This is a genomic window from Pseudomonas sp. 5Vm1k, from assembly GCF_056161485.1.
In genome coordinates this window covers 114,277-135,023 of sequence record NZ_JBSPCZ010000015.1, presented here as the reverse complement: position 1 = coordinate 135,023, position 20,747 = coordinate 114,277, and the positions used below count along the sequence as shown (strand labels likewise).

The window sequence follows — 20,747 nt, the reverse complement described above, 5'->3', positions numbered from 1 at the left end:
GAATTCCTTAATGACGTTGTTTAATCAACAGATAGAGAAAAAAGGGTGTGCCCAGCACAGCGACAAAAATCCCGGCGGGCAGGTCCAGCGGCAAAAACAGCGTGCGCCCGGCAAGGTCGGCCAACACCACAAGATTCGCCCCGACCAGCGCCGCCATCACCGCTTGGCCGCCAAACCCCGGCGCCACCAGGCGCTTGGCAATGTGCGGCGCGATCAGCCCGACAAACGCAATCGCCCCGCCCCAGGCAATCGCCGCACCGGCCAACGCCACGCTGACCAGCAACAAACCGGCCCGCAGCCACTGCACGCGCACGCCGATGCCTTGGGCGAGGCTGTCATCCAATTGCTGCACCATCACCTGCCGCGCCAGGAACACCAGCAGCGGACAAATGCCCAACAGCCAGGAACCCAACGCCAGCGGTTCCGGCCAACTCGCACCGTACACGCTGCCGGTCAGCCAGACGTAGGCCGACAAGGTCGTGGTCAACGGACTGAATACCAGAATGAACGTGGTGGCGGCGGTCAACATCGCGGAGATGCCAACGCCGATCAACACCAGTCGCAGCGGTGAAGTCCCCTGTTTCCAGGCCAGCAGATAGATCGCCAACGCCGCCAGCCCCGCGCCGAGCATCGCTGCCAGCGGCAGATATTGTTGGCCCAGCGCCACTGAGAAAAACGACAAATACAACACCGCCGCCGCACTGGCGCCGCTGGTGATGCCGAGTAGGTCTGGCGAGGCCAACGGGTTGCGGATGATGCTTTGCAGGATCAGCCCGGACACCGACAACGCCGCGCCCACCAACGCCGCCAGCAGCAGGCGCGGAAAGCGCAGTTGCTCGACGATAAACGTCAGGCTGGCGTCCTGGTTCGACAGCAATATCCGCAGCACTTCCAGCGGCGACAGCATGACTTTGCCCAGGGACAGCGAGCCGAGCATGATCAGCGCCGTCACTATTAACGCCGCCAGCAATCGCCACAATGTCGCAACATTGATCCGCCGGGAAAACCCGCTGCGACGCCAGGTCAGGACCTTATCCATAACGACCTCCACGCCGCGCCAACAGGATGAAAAACGGCGCGCCGAACAGTGCGGTCATCACGCCCACCGGCACTTCTTGCGGCAAGATCAGCACCCGCGACAAGGTGTCCGCCAGCAGCAATACAATCGCGCCCAGCAGCGCACAGCCCGGCAGCAACCAGCGATGGTCAATCGACAAGCCTTTGCGCACCATGTGCGGCACCAGCAAACCGATAAACCCGATGCTGCCGGCCAACGCCACCGCACTGCCCGCCAGACACACCACCAACACGGCCATTAACAAGCGAATCAAACCCGTCCGCTGTCCGAGGCCGGTGGCAATTTCTTCGCCTGCGTTCAGCACATTGACCTGCCCCGCCAGCAACATCGACCCAAACAACCCGAGCACGCCACACAGCAGCAGCGGTGCGGCGACCGACAGACTACGTTCGGTCAACGAACCTGCGAGCCAGAACAGCACCGTGTCCAGTCCATCCTGATTCACAACGAGCAACGCCTGGCTGAACGCGGAGAACAACGCCGCCATCGCCGCACCCGCCAGCACAATGCGCAACGGGCTGAGACTGCCCTGCCCCATGTTGCCGATCAGCCACACCAGACTGCCCGCCACGGCCGCGCCGATAAACGCGCACCACAGCCAGGCGTCCGGGGATGCCAGGGAGAACAACGAGGAACCGAGGATGATAAAAAACGTCGCGCCCGCGTTGATGCCGAACAGTCCGGGAGACGCCAGCGGATTGCGCGTCAGCGCTTGCATCAGGGCACCGGCCACCGCGAGGCTCGCGCCGACGGCCATTGCCATCAAGGTCCGCGACAGGCGCGTGGTGGTGACCAGCACATGACTGACGCTCAGTGGATCAGGATGCACAAATGCCGCTGCAATCTGCGACAACGGAATCCAGGTCGCGCCGACCGCCAGACTCAGCACGCAGCTCAGCAACAACACAACGCCCGCACTCCACATCTTCAACGCGTTGCTCATGAGGCCGTGACCAAACGCGCAACATCATCGAGCATCAGATTCGCGCCAAGCATGCCGCCGGACAGGCTCCACGCCACGCCGTCGACCCGCCACACTTGCCCTTGTTGCGGCGCGCGCATTTGCTGCCACAGCGGGTGCTGCACCAGGCTTTCATAATTTCGCTGCACCGCCGCTTTCTCCGCGCGCAAGAAGATGAAGAAAATATCGGCATTCACGACAGCAAGACTTTCCTTGCTGGTGAGTTTGATCGACACCCCGCTCGCCGCTCGACTGGCTTCGCTCCAGTCAAAACCCAACTCGGTGATCACCGAACCCGGAAAACTTGCCGGCAAATAGCTACGGATATGGTCTTCACGCACATCCAGAATCGACACCGTCGGCGGCCAGCGCCCGGCAAACTTCTGCTGCAATTGCTGCCGCAGTTGCGCAACACGCTGCTGCCATTGGGCCAACACCTCGTCAGCCCGCTGCTGGCGGTACAAGGCAACGCCCATCAGCGCCAGGGTCTTTTTGAACTCGAACACTTCCTCCAGCATCACCACCGGGGCGATCTGCTTGAGCAACGGGGCGATGCGTTCATGGCGAAAGCGCGAGGCGATGATCACGTCCGGCTTTAGCAACGCGATGTCCTCCAGGCTGGGCTGAGTTTCCAACCCGACATGAGGCACCGGCTCCAACGCCGAACGCAGATAACGATAAGTGGGTTTCTCGCTCCAGGAATCGACGATGCCGCACGGCGTAACGCCCAACGCCACGGCGCTGTCGGTGGCCCCTTGAAACAGGGTGATCACCCGCAGCGGCGCGGCGTCGGTTTGCGCCCACGCCGGTATCGAATACCTGAGGGCAAGCGCACCCAACGACAGGCGCAACAGCGTGCGCCTGGAGGGATGGCATTGAAGGTCAGTCTTCACGATGCAACCGGTGGAAAGGGTTTACCACCTGGCCTTTGCCGAACGGCATGCTGCCGGGGCCGCCCGCCCGTTCGATCATCGGCGTAAGCAGCAACTTCTGTGGCCAGTGCGGTGCTTCGAACAGTTGCTGTTTAATCATCGCCCGAGCTTCGGTGTCGAAGTCGATGGTGTCAATCAACTCGTTCAACACTTCGCCCATCGCCTTCCACAAACCGCGCTCCGGCAACGCGTAAACCAGCGCCAGAGTTTCGATGATCGAGCGGAAGTTGACCTGGATACCCAGGGTCTGCAACCAGAACAGCAGGTCTTCAGGGCGCTCGTGATACAGGGTGTTGGCGTGGCCCTTCTTCAACCGGTATGCCGGATCGGCCAGGCCGTTGCGTTCCAGCCACGGCACGAAAATGCGCAGCGAATCGTGATCGCGCAACAGCAAGCCTTGAGCATGACCGGCCTTCCACACCAGCACCGCGTTTTGCCCGTGAATCTCCCCGAGCATGCCGATGCGGAACATCCGCAGGTTGATGTCGAAGAAGCTGTGGCACAACTCGCGGAACAACGTCATCACCGACGCCGCGCTGGCCGGCAGTTGACGATAAGCCATCCAGTCATCGAAGAAGTGCTGATTGCTGCCGGGCAGCGGCGTGCCGAGGGCGGCCATCGGCACCAGTCGGGTGTCCCGATCTTCCAGCAGCGCCGGTGGATAACCACGGACCATGGCGGCCAAGTGACGCGGCGCTTCATCGAACAGCGTCGCGTCCGGCGGCATGAACGCCCACCACTTGGTTTCATCGCACAGGTGCAGTTTCTCTTGCAGGGTTTCATCTTTGCCCAGCGCCTGGCGCAGCAGCTTTTCACTCAAGCCGCCGTTGATCATCTTCACCGCCGGCAGGTAACGCGAGGCGCCGAGGGAATAGATCGCCATCGGCAACTTGAGGTAATCGGCGCTGTTGAAGCACGGGGTCATCGAACGCAACGACGAAGTGGCGTAGAAATCACCGTCGTTGAAGTCCAGGCGTTGGCAATCACCCTTGGCGAAGGCGTCGCCGAGTTGCGCTTCCAGCACGTGATCGAACTGCCACGGATGCACCGGCAGCGCGATATGGCTCTCGTAAATGCCCCGTTGTTGCATCTCGTGTTGCAGGCCGGCGTGCAGGGCGAATGGCAGCAGGTACTCGGCGGGATTATCCAGCGTCAGGTCCGTCACACCGTCGCCGCATTGCAGCAACGTGCGGTCGATGGCGACCCAGTTCAGCGCCACCGGGCGAGCGAATTCCGCTTGATAGTGTTGATATTCCGCGTCGTTTAAACCCTGTTTGGCCTTGGCCAGCGGGTGATAAGGACGATCACGCAATGAAGCCCACTGCTCCATGGTCAGGAAAAAATCGGCGTTGCTCTTTTCCAGCAAGCGCTCGCTGTTGACCCGATGGGCCAGAGACAACTCGGTCTGGCGCACGCTGGTGCGCAGCACGTCGAGGAACAGCGCAAAGCCCTTTTCATTGTCCTGGTAGCGGTCGGTCATCCCGGCCAGTACTTGGGTCATGAACGCTTCGGGTGACAGTTCAGTCAGTTGGCCATTCTCGCGACCCAATACCGGCGTACCCGGGACTTTCTCCCATTGCTGAGTGATGCCGGGACGCAGGGCTACGAAGATTGAACCCTGCCATTCCCAGATGCGCTGATCGGCATTCAACCCGGTGAACGGCTGGTCGGCTGCGGGCGCCACCAGGTTCAGCGGTTCGGGCCCGAAAAAATGTTCGGCCAGCAAACAATCGACCAGATCCTGCATCACCCTGTCGGCGGCCATTGTGGTGAAGTTCATCGGATTATTTTCCTTCTGCTGAAGTGGCGGCCAATTTGGCCTGGAGGGCACGAAAAGCGATGCCACGCTCGTCACCCAAAACAAAACTTTTAACGCCCCGGCCCAACCACCGTTCGTGGTCGCCCGGCTGACGTGGAATCGCGCAATACGGCACGCCGGCAGCACTGGCGGCTTGCCAACTGGCGAGCAGCGCTTGCTGCACGTCGGGGCGGTCGATCTGCCACGGCAGGCCCATCGATTGCGATAAATCCGCAGCGCCTTCGAGGATCATGTCGAGGCCCGGCACAGCAGCAATCTCCGCCGCGCGTCGCACGCCTTCGGCGCTTTCGATCATCGCCACGATCATGATTTGCTCGTTGGCCAGACCGATGTATTCCGCCAGGCTGTGTTTGCCAAACGCACCGGGGCGCCCGGCATTCAGGCTACGAGTGCCCTGCGGATGGTATTTGCAGGCGCGGACGCTCTCGGCCAACGACTCGGGGCTTTCGATCATCGGCAACACGATGCCCTGGGCGCCGCCGTCGAGCAGGCGCAGCATGGTTTTCGGGTTGAGGTCCGCCACCCGCACCAGTGGCGTGAGCGCGTAACTCTCGGCGGTGCGGATCATGTTCTCCACGGTTTGCGGGTTGATCAGCACGTGTTCCATGTCGATGATCACGAAATCGAAACCGGCTTCGGCAATCAACTCGATGGCCGCTGGCGCTGGAATCGAGCTGATCAGACCGTAGGCCGGTGCCCCGGTGGTGAGTTTCTGCTTGAGCAGATTGGTCCTCAGCATGATTGCGGCCGAAAGGCTTGCAGCGGATTGGGCACCTTTTTGAATCGACGCTCACCGTCGCCCAGCAGGCGACGCTTGGTCAGTTCCTCGACTTCATAGAACGGCGCGAACACATCAAACGCTTCGTAGCGCACGCGGTGTTGCGGATGCTCGACTTGGTAGCCGGTGATCACCTCGGCGGTCATCTGCCAGAACTCGGTTTCGGCCAGTTGATAGTGCTGATGCAGGAAGATCGCCATCTCGGCCAGGGCGATGAAGAAGAACGAGTCACAGGAGAAATCGCGCACCGCATCCACATCGTCCGTGAGGATGAACGAGTTGCGGTTGAGCTTGGCGTGGCTGGCCGGCAGCGGCACCAGGGTCGGGCTCAGTTCGGGACGGCCAAGGTGTTGCGGCGAATAGCGCACGCCGTCGTGGAAGTCTTTCAGGGCAATCCGTTGCGGCCAGCCCTGCTTGACGATCAGGACGATGTTCTGCCCGTGGGATTCCATGCCGATGCCTTCGGCGTAGAGCATGTGAATGATCGGCGACACCGCGACTTGCAGCAGTTGGCGGGTCCAGGCGTGCAGGCCGTATTGCTTGATCCAGGCGTCGATAAACGGGGTTTGCTCACCGTCACCGTATCGGTTGTCCACGGAGCTCAAACCATTGAAAGGCACCGCTTGCTCATCGTCTTCCAGGTACTGGTGAATGCTTTCGCGCCACAAGGTACCCATGGTGCCGTAGGCCTGGGACATGCGCGTGGCGGGCAGGCGGTCGTAGTCAAAACTGACGCCGACCACTTCGCCGAGAATCACAAAGCCAAGGTCGCGGGCGGTGCTGTCGCTGCGGATCAACTGATGCAGCCAATCGGTAATGATCGGGCCGTTCATCACGGTGTGACGGGCCAGGATGCGGGTGCTGGAGGTGTTGGTCATGCTCAGCGCAAGCTTGACGTAAGGCCGCTGCTTTTCCGTGACGTTGGCCAGGGTGCGGATCGATTGCTGCGCTTTATAACGATCATCCGTAGTGCCGAGATGGATCAGCTCACCGCTGACCAGTTCCGGGTAGAACACCGGGACAACAACGTTTTCCCACTGCCACGGGTGCACCGGCATCAGCCAGTAATCGCCCATCGACTTGCCTTGGTCGGTGAGGCTCTCAGCGAGTTCCTGCCAGCGTTGAAGACCGAATTCCTGCTGGATGAAATCGTCGTAGTTCAGGTGTTGGGAGATGTTCATCGCACCGCAGGTTTTCGCCACGGCCAGCCAAACGATGGCGACTGGCGTGGCAAATTCCGGCCCGTAGTTGGCGTTGTCTTCCAGCGAGAAACCGATGCGCGATTTGTAGCAAGGGTGATAGCTGTGGGCGTCCATGAAGTGCTGTTCCAGCGCATCGACGTCCAGTTGATGGGACGGTTGCGCCGCTTGATAACCCTGACTGCGCGATTGCAGATCCTTGAGCAGTGTCTGTTCCAGTTCATGGGTGAAGCGTGGCAGGTGTGGGCTGTCTTGAAGCTCGCTCAGCAGTTCGGCCAGCGCCTGATGCAAGCGCGGTTGACTATGCTTGCCTTGGGCATCGACGCGCTCAAGGCTGGAGTAGTCGAGGCGGATCAGTTCGAAGCTGGCGCTGAGCAAACCGGTGCAGTGGTATTCCACCGGCTGTTGCAGGGCGTCAACGCCGCTAACGACAAACCGGTACTGGCTACCCGCCAAGGGTGAATGTTGGTACGGCAGCACGTTTTCATACAGCAGGGTTTGCAGCAGTTGGCCGACCACTCGCTGCTCCACTTGTTGATAGCGCTGGGTGTCGGCGGTCGCCAGCCAGACGCCTGGAGCCTGAGGTGTTGCCTGAGATGAGGTCGCCATTGTCATACCTTGTCGATTAAAGAATTAACGGTGTTCGAGGGCCGAAGGCAGTGCTTCGGCCGGCTCGTCGGATGCGTGTACGGGAAAACGCCAGGCGCAGGGCAGCGCCAGCAAAACCAGGATGCCGGTGGCCATGAACACTTCGCTGATTGCCCCCGGCGTAGCGGCGGAATCAACCCCGGTCCCGAGACGAAACTCGAGCCAGAGCGAAGCAATGACGATGGCCAGTGACGACACGAGACGGCGTGAAATGTTGTTCATCGCCGCACCCTGGGTGACCATCGGTTCGGGCAAGGCATTGAGCCCGGCGGTGGTAATCGGGATGTACGACAGGCCGAGCCCGGCGCCGCGCACCATCATCAGGAAAAACACCACGCCGATAGAGGTGCCGGCACCGAGCAGGCCCAGGCCCAGCGTCGCGGCGCCGGTCAGCAGCAGCCCCCAGAGCACCACGCCCCGTGGTCCGTGCCGATCCAGCCAGCGACCGCCGATGTGCCCGAACAAACTGGCAAACGCCGCCGTGCACAGCAGCGACAGGCCGGTCCAGATCGCGCTGTAACCCATCACCACTTGCACCAGCAGCGGCAGCAATACCAGGCACTCGAACATGCCGACCGACTGCACCACCGCGATGATCACGCTCAAGCGATAACCGCGCAGGGCGAAGATCCGCAGATTGAGCAGCGGTGAGGTGCGGTTCAGTTCCAGGCGTACAAATGCGATCAGGCACAGGATCGCCGCCAGCAACATGCCGAGATTGAGCGGATCGGTCAGGGCGTCGGCGTGACGCAAACGCCCCACCGCGACCATCAGCAGGCCGATGCCCGCCGCGATCAACAGATAACCCGTCAGGTCGAACGGTTTGCGCTCGGACGCTTCGGACGCTGGCAGCACGGCCACGCCGAGAATCAGCGCCACCAAACCGATCGGCACATTCATCAGGAACAGCGAACGCCAGCTAAACCACTCCAACATCAGGCTGCCGCACAACGGCCCCAGCGCCGGCGCCAGCATCACCGCCGCGCCCCACATTCCCGTGACCCTGCCCCGCTCGCCTTTGGCGTACACCGAAAAAATGATCGCCAACGACAACGGAATCATCAGCCCGCTGGCAATGCCTTGCACCACCCGTGCGGTGATCACCAGCGCGATAGAGTTGGCGAAAGCGCCCATCAGCGAGCCACAGACAAACAACGCCACGCCCCACAAATAGAGTCGCTTGCGCCCTACCCGTTGGCTGAGAAAACTGGTGAGCGGCATGGTCATGCCCATGCTCACCATGAATGCCGCGACGATCCACGTGGCCAGCAGCGGCCCGATCTCGAAGGCAGTCATGAACGCCGGCAATGCCGGGTTGAGCGAGCTGTTGTTGAGGCTGACGGTCAGCGTGCCCAACAGCACATTGACCACCACCAGCCAGCGCGGAGCGGCGACCGTCAAACCCAAGATGCGCCTCCTGCGTCTTGCACAAACATCTGCGGCGGTCGCGGATGGCAGAGGAAATCGGCGTGGGAAATGTTGTAGCCGTAAGCCCCGGCCAGCGGCAGCACCAGCATGTCGCCGACTTCGACGCCGGTCAGCGGACAATCGCGGCTCAGCACATCCTTGGGGGTGCAGAGTTGGCCGACCACGGTCCATTTCTGCTCCACCGCACCTGATGTCATGGGGTGCCGAGGCAGATGAATCACCGGGTGATCGTGACCTTGGGCGACGGGTAGACGGAAATGGTGGGTGCCGCCGCGACAGACCAGGAAGTGCTTGCCGTGACTGGTTTTGCTGTCCAGCACTTCAATGGCGTAGTAGCCGCAATAAGCACTGATGAAACGACCGGGCTCAAAGCGCACGATCGGTGCATCGGCACACGCCGCCAGGGACTCGCCCAGGTGCGCGCACAAACGCTGCCAATCGAATTGCTGCGGGCCGAGGTAATTCACACCGATGCCGCCGCCGACATTGAGATGCGTGATGGTCGCCGGATTGGCTGACAACGCCTTCCATTGCGGCCAGCGTTCCAGGTATAGATCGAGCAGTTGTTCGTGACGCTCCACCAGCGACTGATGGGACATCGCATGCACATGGAAACCCTTGAGCCGCAGATGGCTGGCGTTATCGACCCAGCTCACCGCTTGCGCCAGTTCTGACTCGTCGATTCCGAATGGCGTCGCGGTACCCGCCATCGCCAGTTTGCTCGACAGCGGCGACGGCAGTTCCGGGTTGATCCGCAGCAACACGTCCTGCACCCGCCCCGCTTCCAGCGCCAGCCGTTGCAGGCGAACGATTTCATTCAGGCTTTCGATGTGGATCGCTTCGACCTGATGGTGCAGCGCCGAACGCAGGTCGGAATCGAGTTTGCCGGGACCGGAGAAGATGAACGGTTTGGGCGTTGGGCATGTCTGGAGTCGATCGATTTCGCCGCCGGAGGAAATCTCGAAGCCGTGCACCAACGGCGCCACGGTGGCGAGGATCTGCGGTTCGCTGTTGGCCTTGATCGCGTAGTAAAGCTCTACGCCTTTGGGCAGCGCTGCCATCACTTCCGTGACGTGCTGTTTCAGTGCGTCCAGGTCGTAGATAAACAGCGCCAGCGGGTCTTCGCTTTGGATGCGGGCTTCGTCGATGGCGGCCAGCACCGTTGCGGGAAGCTTATCCATGCTGGGTCTCCTTGCCCCACGGGGACACCAGACTGACGTAGCCGGCCTGGCGATCAGCCTTGGCTGCCAGACGCACTTTCAGGTTGGTTTTGCAGGCAATTGGCTGACCGTCGATTAGCGCATCCAGCTCCGGTGCCGCGCGAGTCAGTTCGGCGCGGATGCTGATCAGTTGCTGCTCGACCCGTTGCCACATCAGCGGTGCCAGGTGCGGACGCTCCCAGCTCAGGGCCAGCACTGCCTCGGACAAGTTGTTGACGAACAGGCAATAGACGATGCGGTTCCAGCCTTGCTGGCGGGTATAGAGCAGCGACTCACGCACTCGCGGATGCACGTCGGCATCGATCCGCGAAGCCCCCAGTTCCTCGGTCAGTTTCACTCCTTCGAAATCCCGCAGCAGCAGGCGTTGCGGGCGACCGTTGTCGTGCACCAACACGCTGTTTTGCAGGTGCGGTTCCATGACGATGCCGTGGTTGAAGAACAACGCCAGCACGGGTCGCAGCAACAGCGCCTGATAATCGTCGAACCAGCTCAACAGCTGTTGGTCGTCGATGTCATTGCCGTTGAAACGGGTGAGAAATTCATGCACCAGCGGCCGCAAATGCAGGCCGCGAGCGAACAGCGTGCCAGCCATGATGCTGCAGTCGGTGCCGCTGTCGAGACAGAAGTTCTCGCGCAGGATTGCTCCGGTCTGTTCGCGGAACCAATGGCTGTCGGCTTCGCTGGCGCTGTGCGGCGCCCAGCTCAACAAACCCGGTTCGGCCACCACTGACAAGCCGCCGAGGGTTTCGGGTTGGGTCAGTTGCAGGTTGCGGAAGATCCGGTCGATCATCAGCGCGCTTTCCAGTTCGTACCAGGCGTTTTTCCTGACGCAATTGGTGATGCGCACGTTCAACGAGCCCTTGATAAAGAACTCATGGCCCTCGATGTACCAAGTGCGGATCGAGGCCGTGGGATTGGCCATCAGGCCCGTGGCGCCGAGATCGACGATGGCCTTGGACTTGAGCAATTGCTGCACCCGGCCATCCTGTATGAACAACTGCGCCTGGACCGGGTGCATGCAGATCACTGCGTGCCCCGGACGTGCCTGTGCCTGATCGGCAAAACCGGCCAACACCTGGGCTTTGCTCAGGCCGTTGGCGCCGACGCTCAAACCTTCCAGCGGCACTTCGAACAGGTGCAACGCCGTGCGCGCCTGGAATTCCGGGGCGTAGGTTTCCTGGGCCAGATGCGCTGGCCACAATCGCGCCTTGGGTGCCGGGTGATTCGGGTGACCAAACCACAAGCCCTGTTCGCTGGCCAGGTACCCGCTGAGCGGGTCTGAGTCCTTCGGCGTGTTGTGGCCGACGATGGCGGCGGTCAACAACTGGCTTTGCAGCACCTGATCCAGCAACTCGTCGTTGCTGGCGCGGGTCATGTGTTCGCACGCCGCGAGCAACTGCTCGACGAACTCGGCAAACCCCAGGCACGACCAGTCACCCTCGCCGCGCCGGGCATAAACGTCCGACAGGTAACGGTGACTGCCGAGACCGTCGCGGCGGTCCACCATCACAAAGAACTGCTGCTGGTTCGGCAGTTTGATGGTCAGGGGAATGCCCTTCCATTCCAGACCTTCGAGGTAACTGCCCGGAGCGATACCTTGCATCTGCGTCGGCCAACTGTAACTGAGGCAGTTTTCCGGTAAGGCAAACTCTTTGATCAAACAATTAAGCAACGCACAGGTCGTCGCCAACTCACTGACCATATTCGGTAATACATTGCGATTTGGATGATTCATGGGTGCTCCACAGTAGCCCGTGAGGTCACTGAATACGTTATCTCGCGAAAAAATTAATTGCTGATCGACTGATTTAACGGCCGACGAAACTCCACATAACGACATGACTTCGTTGAGCCTTTTAAATAATCAATGGCATCTTCACCAACACCATAAAACTGAAATATGGCGATTGGCTTACGTAACTTCGATGGATTAACTCAAGGGCGCAACTGCAATAACGCAGCAGCCACGGCGTTATCAAAACGCTGGATCACTTGCTGACATTGTTCTTCGTCGATAATCAATGGCGGCAACAAACGGATGACATTGCCCTTACGCCCGCCGCGTTCCAGCAACAAGCCTTGTTTGAAACAGTGGTGCTGGATGGCCACGGCCAACGCCGGGTCCATCGGGAAATGCCCGTGGCGATCAGCCGATTGGCGTTCGTCGACAATCTCGATGCCCAGCATCAGGCCGCGACCGCGTACCTGGCCGAGGGCTGGATAATGCGCCTGCAATTCCACCAACCGGTCCTTGAGCCACTGGCCACGGCGCTCGGCGTGGGCTGCGAGGTGTTGCTGTTGCAGCACCTGCATCGTGGCCAGCCCGGCGGCCATGGCCATCTGATTGCCGCGGAAAGTGCCGGCATGGTTGCCGGGTTCCCAGGCATCGAACTCGCGACGGATGCCCAGCACCGCCATGGGCAAACCGCCACCGAGGGCTTTGGACATGACGATCAGGTCTGGCTCGATTTCGGCGTGTTCGAAGGCAAACATCTTGCCGGTGCGACCAAAACCGGTCTGCACTTCGTCGAGGATCAGCAGGATGCCGTGCTTGCGCGTTACTTCGCGGATCGCCCGCAGCCAGCTGACCGGGGCACAGTTGACCCCGCCTTCACCCTGCACCGCTTCAAGTATCACCGCCGCCGGCAGCGACACGCCACTTTCGACGTCTTCAATGAACTGGGTGAAATAGTGGCTCAGCGCTTCGACGCCGGCCTCACCGCCAATGCCCAGCGGGCAGCGGTATTCGTGGGGGAATGGCATGAACTGCACCCCCGGCATCAGGCTGGCGATCGCGTTTTTCGGCGCGGTGTTACCGGTCAGGGCCAGGGCGCCGTGGGTCATGCCGTGGTAGGCCCCGGAGAAACTGATGATGTTATTGCGCCCGGTGTAGGTCTTGGCCAGTTTCAGCGCCGCTTCCACTGCATCCGCCCCGGACGGCCCGCAAAATTGCAGGCAGTAATCGCGCCCCTGGTCCGGCAACAGGCTGAGCAGCGTCTCGCAGAACGCATCTTTGACCGGTGTCGTCAGGTCCAGCGTGTGCATCGGCAAGCCAGACGTGAGGAAGCTGTCGAGGCAGGCCATGACCGCCGGGTGATTGTGCCCCAAGGCCAACGTACCAGCGCCGGCCAGGCAATCGAGATAAGTATTGCCCTCGACGTCAGTTACCCAGACTCCGTGTGCCTTGGCAATTGCCAGTGGCAATTTGCGCGGATAACTGCGTACATTTGATTCGAACTTGCTTTGTCGAGCCAGATAGTCGGCATTGGTTTTTTGCAATGGATTAGAGTGCAATAAGCCATCATTCAACATCGGTTTATCCTCGATAAGTTTCGATATGCAAACTATTCCCATTTAGAAATGGACGCAACTGCTGACCCTGACTTTTTTGGAAAATTTACATAACTTGATATTCAGTCATTAAAACTTTTCGCGCACACAAAATCACAAGTTATGAAAACCTGAGAGTCGATCATCAGTGCCATTATCCGGCCATGTTCTTGTTATAAAACTGACAACTTTGTTATTACCTTGGAGCAGGCACTAACTTATAGAAATATATCGTGATAGTTCATCAAGTCAGGGTGAGCATGGTTTCTTCCTCTAAAGGAAATAGCTGACTGCGGCGCCCCTCCCTGTGGCGCAGCGCACGTTTGAATCGATTCAGAAGTCGACGGTCGCCGACAGGAGGTAGGTTCGTGGGGTCGCGAGCGTCAAACCAGGCTCGCTGTCATCCGAGGCCCCGGCGGAACTCCAGTAACGTTTGTCCGCCACGTTCTCGACATTGGCCCGCAGGGTGATGTTCTTTTCGTCGACCTTGAAGGCGTAGCGAGCACCGACATCCATGCGCGTCCAGGCGTCGATTTCCTTGACGTTGGACTGATCCAGGTACTGCGAGCTGGAATAGATGGCGCGACTGGTCAGGGTCAGGCCTTCCACGGAGCGCACGTCATATTCGGCGCCTACGTTGACGTTGTATTTCGGCGTAGCGGGCGCGCGGTTACCGTCGAAGGTGCCGTTGGTGGTGTTTTTCAACTCGCTGTCGATGTACATGACACCGCCGAGCAGGCGGACGCCTTTGAGCGGTTCGCCGAACATGCTCACTTCCACACCGGTATTTTCGCGTTTGCCGTTCGGGCCGAAGACGCGCGTCTGGGCGTTGGTCTCATAGGCCGGCTGCTTGATTCGGAACACCGCTGCCGTTACGGCGAAAGGACCCGCGTCATACTTGGCACCGACCTCAACCGAACGGCTGATGAACGGCGGGAAGATTTCGTCTTCGTTCACCGAAGTCGACGGCGCGATCTTGCCCTGGCTCAGGCCTTCCATGTAGTTGGCATACAGCGACAGCTTGTCGGTGGCCTTGAACAGGATGCCACCCGACGGCGAAACTTTTTCCTCGTCATAGGCCGTGTCGCCTTTGATATTGTCCGACCAGTCGTCAACCTTCACGCGCTGCCAGCGGGCTCCGAGGGTCAGCAATACGCGGTCATCGAAGAAGCCCAGGGTGTCGGACAACGCCACGCCGCTGAAGCGGTTCTCGGTATAGACCTTGGGATCCTGCCGCGTGGGTCGGACCGGCGTCGGCGTTTCCACGGGGTCATAAAGGTTGCTGGGGGACGCAGCATAACGGGCGCCGCCATTTTCGAAGTCCATGTAGAAATAGCTGGCCGCCAAGTTGACCTCATGGCTCACCGGACCGGTATGGAACCAGTTGCGCACACCGAAATTGGCCGTACGGACATTTTCGTCACGGGTGAAGTCGCGCGGTTGAACGCTGAAATCGCCAGCGTCGTTGGTGATGGAAACGGCATGCCGGAGGAAGTCATGATTACTTTTCCGGGCGCCCACACCGCCGTAGAGCATCACGGAATCACTGACATCGAATTCGCCATTCACCGTGCCGAAGGTGTCCTTGGTCCGCGCCTTGCTCCAAGGCTGCGCATAGTTGCTGCGGACTTCGCTGGCATGCGGAACCTGGGCGTTGGCGCCGACGATCACACGCTCCTGCGGGGCGTCGGTATCACGCTCGGTGTGTCCGACGTCGGTCGAGAGCCGCAAGCGTTCACCGCGAAAATCCAGGCCCAGCACGAACATGTCGCGGTCGACACTCTGGTGATCCCATTCGGTATCACCGGACTGCTTCACGCCGTTGAAGCGTAAACCGAACTTGTCATCCTCACCAAAGCGCCGGCCGATATCCACGGCGCCGCCAATCTGGTTGTTTGAGGCGTAGTTGGTGGTGAACGAGGTGATCGGTTTGTCGGTGGCGCGCTTGGGCACAACGTTGATCCCGCCACCGACGCTGCCTCGCGGCGAGATGCCGTTGATGAGCTGGCTCGGGCCTTTGAGGATGTCGACGCGGTCTGCCATCTCCATGTCGATCGTGTAGGTCGGCAAGACGCCATACAGACCGTTGTAGGAAACATCACTATTGAACAGGCTGAGCCCGCGAATGGTGAACTGCTCATAGCGCCCGCCGGCCGGGTTGGTGGCGCGAACGGAAGGATCGCTGGCGACCAAGTCGCCCAAGGTTCGCGCCTGCTGGTTCTTGACCGCCTCGCTGGTGTAGGTGGTCATGCTGAACGGCGTTTCCATGAAGTCTTTCGAGCCCAGCAAGCCTTGCGAGCCTTTGCGCGCGACCTGGCCACCGGCATACACCTCGCCGTCCGATCCGCCTGTGGCACCGAGAATCGAGGTCGGCGCCAGTTGCAGGCTGCCGCCTTCCGGCGTCGGGGTCAGGATGTAGGCCTGTTCACCCACCGGTTGCAGTTGCAAACCGGAACCCTGCAAGAGTCGAGCGAAGCCCTCCTCGACGGCGAAGTCACCGGAAAGACCAGGGCTGTTACGCCCGCTGACGAGTGCCGGGTCCACCGACAGATTGACCCCCGCGAGCCCCGCGAATCGGGTCAACGCGGCACTGAGGCTGCCGGCTGGCACCTGATAACTGCGTTTAGACGCATCGGCGGCCCAACCGGAAGTGATGAACAACGGGCAGGCACTCAGGCTCAACAACAGACTCAAGTGCAACAACGGGCGCAGCCTGGAAGGAGCCAGACGCGTACTGCAGGGCATCACTGCGGGCATTGAGAATCTCTCTGATTTCGTTTCACTTGCCTTGAATGACAAGCGACGCGAAAAAAGGGGACACACCTCAAACAATATTTTTGCGCGGCAGCAGCGTTACCCAATAACACGTACGCGAATGCACCTCCAGCGGCAGGCTGGCCGCTAGCAACGCAAGGATGCGATCAGTGTCTTCCAGGCGAAAACTGCCGGTAACGCGCAGGGATTCCAGTTCGGGCTCCCAGCGCAACACGCCCGGGCGATAGGTGCTGAGTTCGCGCAGAAAGTCCCCCAGAGGTTGGTTCTGCGCCATCAACACACCGTCACGCCAGCCTGGGGCGAGCACGTCGAATGGCTCAACAGCGCCAACACCTATCGCCTGAAGGCTGACTTGCTGACCGCCGCGCAACGAGAAGACTGGCCCGCGTAAAGGCTGTAATTGCACCGTGCCTTTAAGCACTGACACCTTGCACCCAGTCTGGCCCTGACGAACGCAGACTTCGCTCTGACTGACGATCACTTGCCCGAAGTGCGTCTGGACCGTCAGCGGCGAGGCGCCCGGCACGTTCAGTGCTATTTCGCCTTCGACGAGTTTCAGAAGCCGATTCTTCATATCGATATCGACGGCGCTCGCGGTGTTCAATTGCAGCGTGCTGCCATCGGCCAACTGGACTTTCTTGCCCTCCCCGGTCGCGGTCCGCAGGTCGGCGCTCCAGACATCCAGCGGCAACTGCCGACTGATCAGCCAGGCAGTCGGCACCAACGCCACCGCGCCAACTGCGCGTTTGAGGACGGTGCGCCGACTCGCTTGCGGACGATCCAGACTGGCCATTGCCAGCGCTGACGGCAGATCAGTAAAACGCTGGCGCAAGAGTTGCGCTTTCTGCCAGGCCTGTTCGTGACTGGAATGCCTGTCGCGCCAGCTCTGTAACTCGGCGCGATCGCGCTCATTGGCCGAGCCCGATTCCATAAGGGCCAGCCACTGCGCGGCGGCCCGCACGACTTGGCGGGCTTCAGCCGTAGGCGCTGAACCGATCACAGCTCCACCAATAGGCAATGTTCATAGGCTTGGGCCATGTAGCGCTTGATCGTGCGCTCCGAGACCTGCAGGCGCTCGGCGATCTCTTGATAACCCAGGCCTTCGAGCTGACTCCAGAGAAACGCCCGTCGCACCGGGCTCGGCAAGCCATCGAGCAATTCGTCCAGGGCTTGCAGGGTTTCCAGCAGAATCCAGCGCTGCTCGGGCGACGGCACGCAGTCCTCAGGCAGCAGCGCCAATGCACTGAGGTAGGCCTGCTCCAGGCTGCGGCGCTTGTAGAAGTTGGTCAGCAGGCGCTTGCCTACGGTCGCCAGGTAGGCGCGGGGTTCTTGCAGGTCGGCGATGCACTGGGAGCTGGCGAGTAAACGCACAAACGTGTCCTGACTCAGGTCCGCCGCATCACTGCCATTGCTCATGCGTCGTCTCAACCAGCTTTCCAGCCAGCCACGATGGTCGCGGTACAGGTCGTGGAAGGTTTGCCCCGTCGGCATCGCTGCATCACTCATCTAATGGAACCCTGCGCGAAGAAATATTTTAAATGCGACTCATTCTAATTAGTGATGGGACTTCAAATAAAGCGCTTTGTGCGGTTTGCACCCCGTAAATACTTGAATAAATCAGAGGTGGGAGGGGGATTTCGGCGCGCAAGCACCGGTTAATCAGGGCTGCGGGTATTTGAGGGGAATTATCACGAAACGTCAGAATTCATTGCAGATCGCGCCTGTTCGGCGGATGCGAATCCCTGAGGCCAGGGAAAAGAAGAGAAAAGCCAAATCGCAGACACAAAAAACCCCGGTCTTTCGACCAGGGTCTTTGCTATCGACTCGAAGTAAGCCAGCGGCTTTTCTTCGTAGCTCCAAGGCGTTCAGTGGGCCTTGAAGCAGATATGGCGCAGCGGACGGGACTCGAACCCGCGACCCCCGGCGTGACAGGCCGGTATTCTAACCGACTGAACTACCGCTGCGTATCGCTTTGGACTTGCATCCAATTAACTCGTCTGATTGAAAGCTTCGAGGCTTTCAATCTCGAACCAGGTCAAAACCTGATTCGGAAATATGGCGCAGCGGACGGGACTCGAACCCGCGACCCCCGGCGTGACAGGCCGGTATTCTAACCGACTGAACTACCGCTGCGCGTCGGTGGAGGCTTTTAAAAGCTTCCATCTTGCTTTCGCAAGACTCTCGGAAGTGGTGGGTGATGACGGGATCGAACCGCCGACATTCTGCTTGTAAGGCAGACGCTCTCCCAGCTGAGCTAATCACCCGTTTGCATCTCCGAGGCCGCGAAATTTACGCAGGTAGCGAACCTAAGTCAATAGCAGGATTGAAGTTTTTCTGAAAAAGACAAAATCGTGTCATTCGACAGCGCGTTGCCAACCGCCATCATCACGCTTATGCCGACAGACCGCTTTCGCGAGCAAGCCCGCTCCCACAGTTGATTGGCAGTAAACAGAGATTATGTATACGACACACTAACCCACTGTGGGAGCGGGCTTGCTCGCGAAGACGGCGGTACATTCAGCATCAATGCATCCAGATTGATGCGAACTACTCGCTGTAAATCATCTTCTTGGTCATCCCGCCATCCACCACGAACTCCTGGCCCGTAACGAAACCGGCGTTCCTGGATAACAACCACGCCACCATTGCCGCCACGTCCTCGACCGTCCCTACCCTGCCCGCCGGATGTTGCGCATGGTCAGCATCGGTCAGCGGTTCGGCACGCCGTGCGGATGGGTCCCGCGCATCGATCCAGCCGGGGCTGACCGCATTGACGCGAATCTCCGGCCCCAGACTGATCGCCAGCGCGTGCGTCAGGGCCAACAGACCGCCCTTGCTCGCCGCATACGCCTCTGTGTCGGGTTCTGACTGGCCGGCGCGGGTCGAGGCCAGGTTGACGATCGCACCGTTGTGAGCGCGCAGATACGGCGCACAGTGCTTGGCCAGCAACATCGGCCCACTGAGGTTGACCGCCAATACACGGTTCCAGTACGCCAGATCGAGGCTTTCCAGAGTGATGTTGTGCGGGTCAGCCACTGCCGCGTTGCACACCAGCGCGTCCAGTCGCCCGAACTGCCCCAGCACCTCGGCAACGCCCAGCGCCACCTGCCCTTCGTTCGAGACGTCCATGGCGATGAACCAGGCGTTGTCGCCCAGCACCTTCGCCACTTTCGAACCACGCACTCGATCCAGATCCGTCAGCACTACTTGCCAGCCTTCGCTGATCAGCCACGCCGCGATGCCCAGGCCGATGCCGCGCGCTGCACCGGTGACCAGCGCCACACGGCCATGGGTGCCCGTACTCGGCGTAGACAACTCGATCACAAGGCAGCCAACCCGCGCGCCAGATCGGCTTGCAGGTCTGCCACGTCTTCCAGGCCGACCGCGATGCGGATCAGGCTGTCACGGATGCCCGCCGCCTCACGCTCTTGCGGCGCCAGACGGCCGTGAGAGGTGGTGCTCGGGTGAGTGATGGTGGTCTTGGTGTCGCCGAGGTTGGCGGTGATCGAAATCAGTCGGGTTGCATCGATAAAGCGCCATGCGCCCTCTTTGCCACCCTTGACCTCGAAACTCACCACCGCGCCGAAGCCCTTCTGCTGACGCAAGGCCAGCTCGTGCTGCGGATGGCTCTTGAGACCGGCGTAATGGACTTTCTCGATGCCGTCCTGCTGCTCCAGCCATTCGGCCAGTTGCTGGGCGTTGGCACAGTGAGCCTTCATGCGCAGGTTCAGGGTTTCGAGGCCCTTGAGGAAGATCCAGGCGTTGAACGGGCTGAGGGTCGGCCCAGCGGTGCGCAGAAAACCGACGACTTCTTTCATCTGTTCACTGCGACCGGCCACCACGCCGCCCATGCAACGGCCCTGGCCGTCGATGAACTTGGTCGCCGAGTGCACGACGATGTCCGCGCCCAGCTTCAACGGCTGCTGCAAGGCAGGCGTGCAGAAGCAGTTGTCGACCACCAGCATCGCGCCTTTGGCATGAGCGATTTTCGACAGCTCGGCGATGTCCACCAACTCGGCCAGCGGGTTGGACGGCGACTCGACGAACAGCAACTTGGTGTTGGCCTTGATCGCCGCGTCCCAGCCAGACAGGTCCGCCAGCGGCACGTAGTCGACTTCAATGCCGAAGCGCTTGAAGTACTTCTCGAACAGGCTGATGGTCGAGCCGAACACGCTGCGCGACACCAGTACATGGTCGCCGGCGCTGCAAAGACTCATCACCACCGCCATGATGGCGGCCATGCCAGTGGCCGTGGCCACGGCTTGCTCGGCGCTTTCCAGCGCGGCGATACGCTCTTCGAACGCGCGCACGGTCGGGTTGGTGTAGCGCGAGTAAACGTTACCCGGCACTTCACCGGAAAAACGCGCCGCCGCATCGGCAGCGGTGCGGAATACGTAGCTGGAAGTGAAGAACATCGGATCACCGTGTTCGCCTTCCGGCGTACGGTGCTGACCGGCGCGTACGGCCAGGGTATCGAACGCTACGCCGTCGAGGTCGCTGTCCAGCCGACCGGCATCCCAATCCTGACTCATGCTGTCACTCCTTGCCCTACTCGGTAATGGATACAAAACCGGCCTGT

15 protein-coding genes and 3 tRNA genes are annotated in these 20,747 nt (G+C 60.4%); all 18 read right to left on the bottom strand.

Annotated elements, in window-relative coordinates; genetic code table 11:
• Positions 1-7: 7 nt before the first annotated feature.
• Positions 8-1,039: a FecCD family ABC transporter permease gene (locus ACWIKB_RS25465; protein ID WP_475270255.1), complete on the bottom strand. Its 1,032-nt coding sequence runs from the start codon at positions 1,037-1,039 to the stop codon at positions 8-10.
• Positions 1,032-2,021 (bottom strand): FecCD family ABC transporter permease, encoded by a 990-nt coding sequence (locus ACWIKB_RS25460; RefSeq protein WP_475270254.1) that lies wholly within the window; start codon positions 2,019-2,021, stop codon positions 1,032-1,034. The genes ACWIKB_RS25465 and ACWIKB_RS25460 overlap by 8 nt, the downstream gene beginning before the upstream one ends.
• Positions 2,018-2,932 carry an ABC transporter substrate-binding protein gene (locus ACWIKB_RS25455; protein ID WP_475270253.1) on the bottom strand — a complete coding sequence of 305 codons (915 nt, stop codon included), beginning with the start codon at positions 2,930-2,932 and terminating at the stop codon, positions 2,018-2,020. The genes ACWIKB_RS25460 and ACWIKB_RS25455 overlap by 4 nt, the downstream gene beginning before the upstream one ends.
• Positions 2,922-4,751 carry an IucA/IucC family protein gene (locus ACWIKB_RS25450; protein WP_475270251.1) on the bottom strand — a complete coding sequence of 610 codons (1,830 nt, stop codon included), beginning with the start codon at positions 4,749-4,751 and terminating at the stop codon, positions 2,922-2,924. Before ACWIKB_RS25450 ends, ACWIKB_RS25455 begins: the two co-directional genes overlap by 11 nt.
• A 4-nt stretch (positions 4,752-4,755) precedes the next feature.
• The gene (locus ACWIKB_RS25445) at positions 4,756-5,529 is read right to left on the bottom strand and encodes an HpcH/HpaI aldolase family protein (protein WP_475270250.1); all 774 of its coding nucleotides are present in this window, start codon (positions 5,527-5,529) and stop codon (positions 4,756-4,758) included.
• Entirely contained in the window at positions 5,523-7,382 is a 1,860-nt protein-coding gene (locus tag ACWIKB_RS25440; protein ID WP_475270249.1) for an IucA/IucC family protein, read from the bottom strand. The genes ACWIKB_RS25445 and ACWIKB_RS25440 overlap by 7 nt, the downstream gene beginning before the upstream one ends.
• Before the next feature lie 18 nt (positions 7,383-7,400).
• Entirely contained in the window at positions 7,401-8,816 is a 1,416-nt protein-coding gene (locus ACWIKB_RS25435; RefSeq protein WP_475270304.1) for a DHA2 family efflux MFS transporter permease subunit, read from the bottom strand.
• Positions 8,813-10,024 (bottom strand): type III PLP-dependent enzyme, encoded by a 1,212-nt coding sequence (locus tag ACWIKB_RS25430; RefSeq protein WP_475270248.1) that lies wholly within the window; start codon positions 10,022-10,024, stop codon positions 8,813-8,815. The genes ACWIKB_RS25435 and ACWIKB_RS25430 overlap by 4 nt, the downstream gene beginning before the upstream one ends.
• Positions 10,017-11,798, bottom strand: a complete 1,782-nt coding sequence (locus ACWIKB_RS25425; protein WP_475270247.1) for an IucA/IucC family protein — start codon at positions 11,796-11,798, stop codon at positions 10,017-10,019. The genes ACWIKB_RS25430 and ACWIKB_RS25425 overlap by 8 nt, the downstream gene beginning before the upstream one ends.
• Positions 11,799-11,998: 200 nt before the next feature.
• A complete protein-coding gene (locus ACWIKB_RS25420; protein WP_475270246.1) occupies positions 11,999-13,375 on the bottom strand; it encodes a diaminobutyrate--2-oxoglutarate transaminase in 1,377 nt (458 codons plus the stop codon).
• Between the two features lie 351 nt (positions 13,376-13,726).
• Positions 13,727-16,150 carry a TonB-dependent siderophore receptor gene (locus ACWIKB_RS25415; RefSeq protein ID WP_475270245.1) on the bottom strand — a complete coding sequence of 808 codons (2,424 nt, stop codon included), beginning with the start codon at positions 16,148-16,150 and terminating at the stop codon, positions 13,727-13,729.
• Positions 16,151-16,217: 67 nt separating this feature from the next.
• Entirely contained in the window at positions 16,218-17,168 is a 951-nt protein-coding gene (locus ACWIKB_RS25410) for a FecR domain-containing protein (protein ID WP_475270244.1), read from the bottom strand.
• On the bottom strand, positions 17,165-17,674 hold the full coding sequence (locus tag ACWIKB_RS25405) for a sigma-70 family RNA polymerase sigma factor (protein ID WP_403022112.1): 510 nt from the start codon (positions 17,672-17,674) through the stop codon (positions 17,165-17,167). The genes ACWIKB_RS25410 and ACWIKB_RS25405 overlap by 4 nt, the downstream gene beginning before the upstream one ends.
• 381 nt (positions 17,675-18,055) lie before the next feature.
• Positions 18,056-18,132, bottom strand: a tRNA-Asp gene (locus ACWIKB_RS25400).
• A gap of 92 nt (positions 18,133-18,224) precedes the next feature.
• Positions 18,225-18,301 (bottom strand) — tRNA-Asp (locus tag ACWIKB_RS25395).
• A 55-nt stretch (positions 18,302-18,356) separates the two neighbouring features.
• Positions 18,357-18,432, bottom strand: a tRNA-Val gene (locus ACWIKB_RS25390).
• Between the two features lie 283 nt (positions 18,433-18,715).
• Positions 18,716-19,492 carry an SDR family oxidoreductase gene (locus ACWIKB_RS25385; RefSeq protein WP_475270243.1) on the bottom strand — a complete coding sequence of 259 codons (777 nt, stop codon included), beginning with the start codon at positions 19,490-19,492 and terminating at the stop codon, positions 18,716-18,718.
• A complete protein-coding gene (locus ACWIKB_RS25380; RefSeq protein WP_475270242.1) occupies positions 19,489-20,700 on the bottom strand; it encodes an O-succinylhomoserine sulfhydrylase in 1,212 nt (403 codons plus the stop codon). The genes ACWIKB_RS25385 and ACWIKB_RS25380 overlap by 4 nt, the downstream gene beginning before the upstream one ends.
• Positions 20,701-20,747 lie beyond the last annotated feature (47 nt).

What these genes read in the sequence shown, in the direction of transcription:
- ACWIKB_RS25420 (WP_475270246.1), bottom strand. Translation starts at nt 13,375, where the DNA reads ATGTTGAATGATGGCTTATTGCACTCTAATCCATTGCAAAAAACCAAT.
- ACWIKB_RS25465 (WP_475270255.1), bottom strand. Translation starts at nt 1,039, where the DNA reads ATGGATAAGGTCCTGACCTGGCGTCGCAGCGGGTTTTCCCGGCGGATC.
- ACWIKB_RS25415 (WP_475270245.1), bottom strand. Translation starts at nt 16,150, where the DNA reads ATGCCCGCAGTGATGCCCTGCAGTACGCGTCTGGCTCCTTCCAGGCTG.
- ACWIKB_RS25445 (WP_475270250.1), bottom strand. Translation starts at nt 5,529, where the DNA reads ATGCTGAGGACCAATCTGCTCAAGCAGAAACTCACCACCGGGGCACCG.
- ACWIKB_RS25425 (WP_475270247.1), bottom strand. Translation starts at nt 11,798, where the DNA reads ATGAATCATCCAAATCGCAATGTATTACCGAATATGGTCAGTGAGTTG.
- ACWIKB_RS25430 (WP_475270248.1), bottom strand. Translation starts at nt 10,024, where the DNA reads ATGGATAAGCTTCCCGCAACGGTGCTGGCCGCCATCGACGAAGCCCGC.
- ACWIKB_RS25460 (WP_475270254.1), bottom strand. Translation starts at nt 2,021, where the DNA reads ATGAGCAACGCGTTGAAGATGTGGAGTGCGGGCGTTGTGTTGTTGCTG.
- ACWIKB_RS25440 (WP_475270249.1), bottom strand. Translation starts at nt 7,382, where the DNA reads ATGACAATGGCGACCTCATCTCAGGCAACACCTCAGGCTCCAGGCGTC.
- ACWIKB_RS25450 (WP_475270251.1), bottom strand. Translation starts at nt 4,751, where the DNA reads ATGAACTTCACCACAATGGCCGCCGACAGGGTGATGCAGGATCTGGTC.
- ACWIKB_RS25405 (WP_403022112.1), bottom strand. Translation starts at nt 17,674, where the DNA reads ATGAGTGATGCAGCGATGCCGACGGGGCAAACCTTCCACGACCTGTAC.
- ACWIKB_RS25380 (WP_475270242.1), bottom strand. Translation starts at nt 20,700, where the DNA reads ATGAGTCAGGATTGGGATGCCGGTCGGCTGGACAGCGACCTCGACGGC.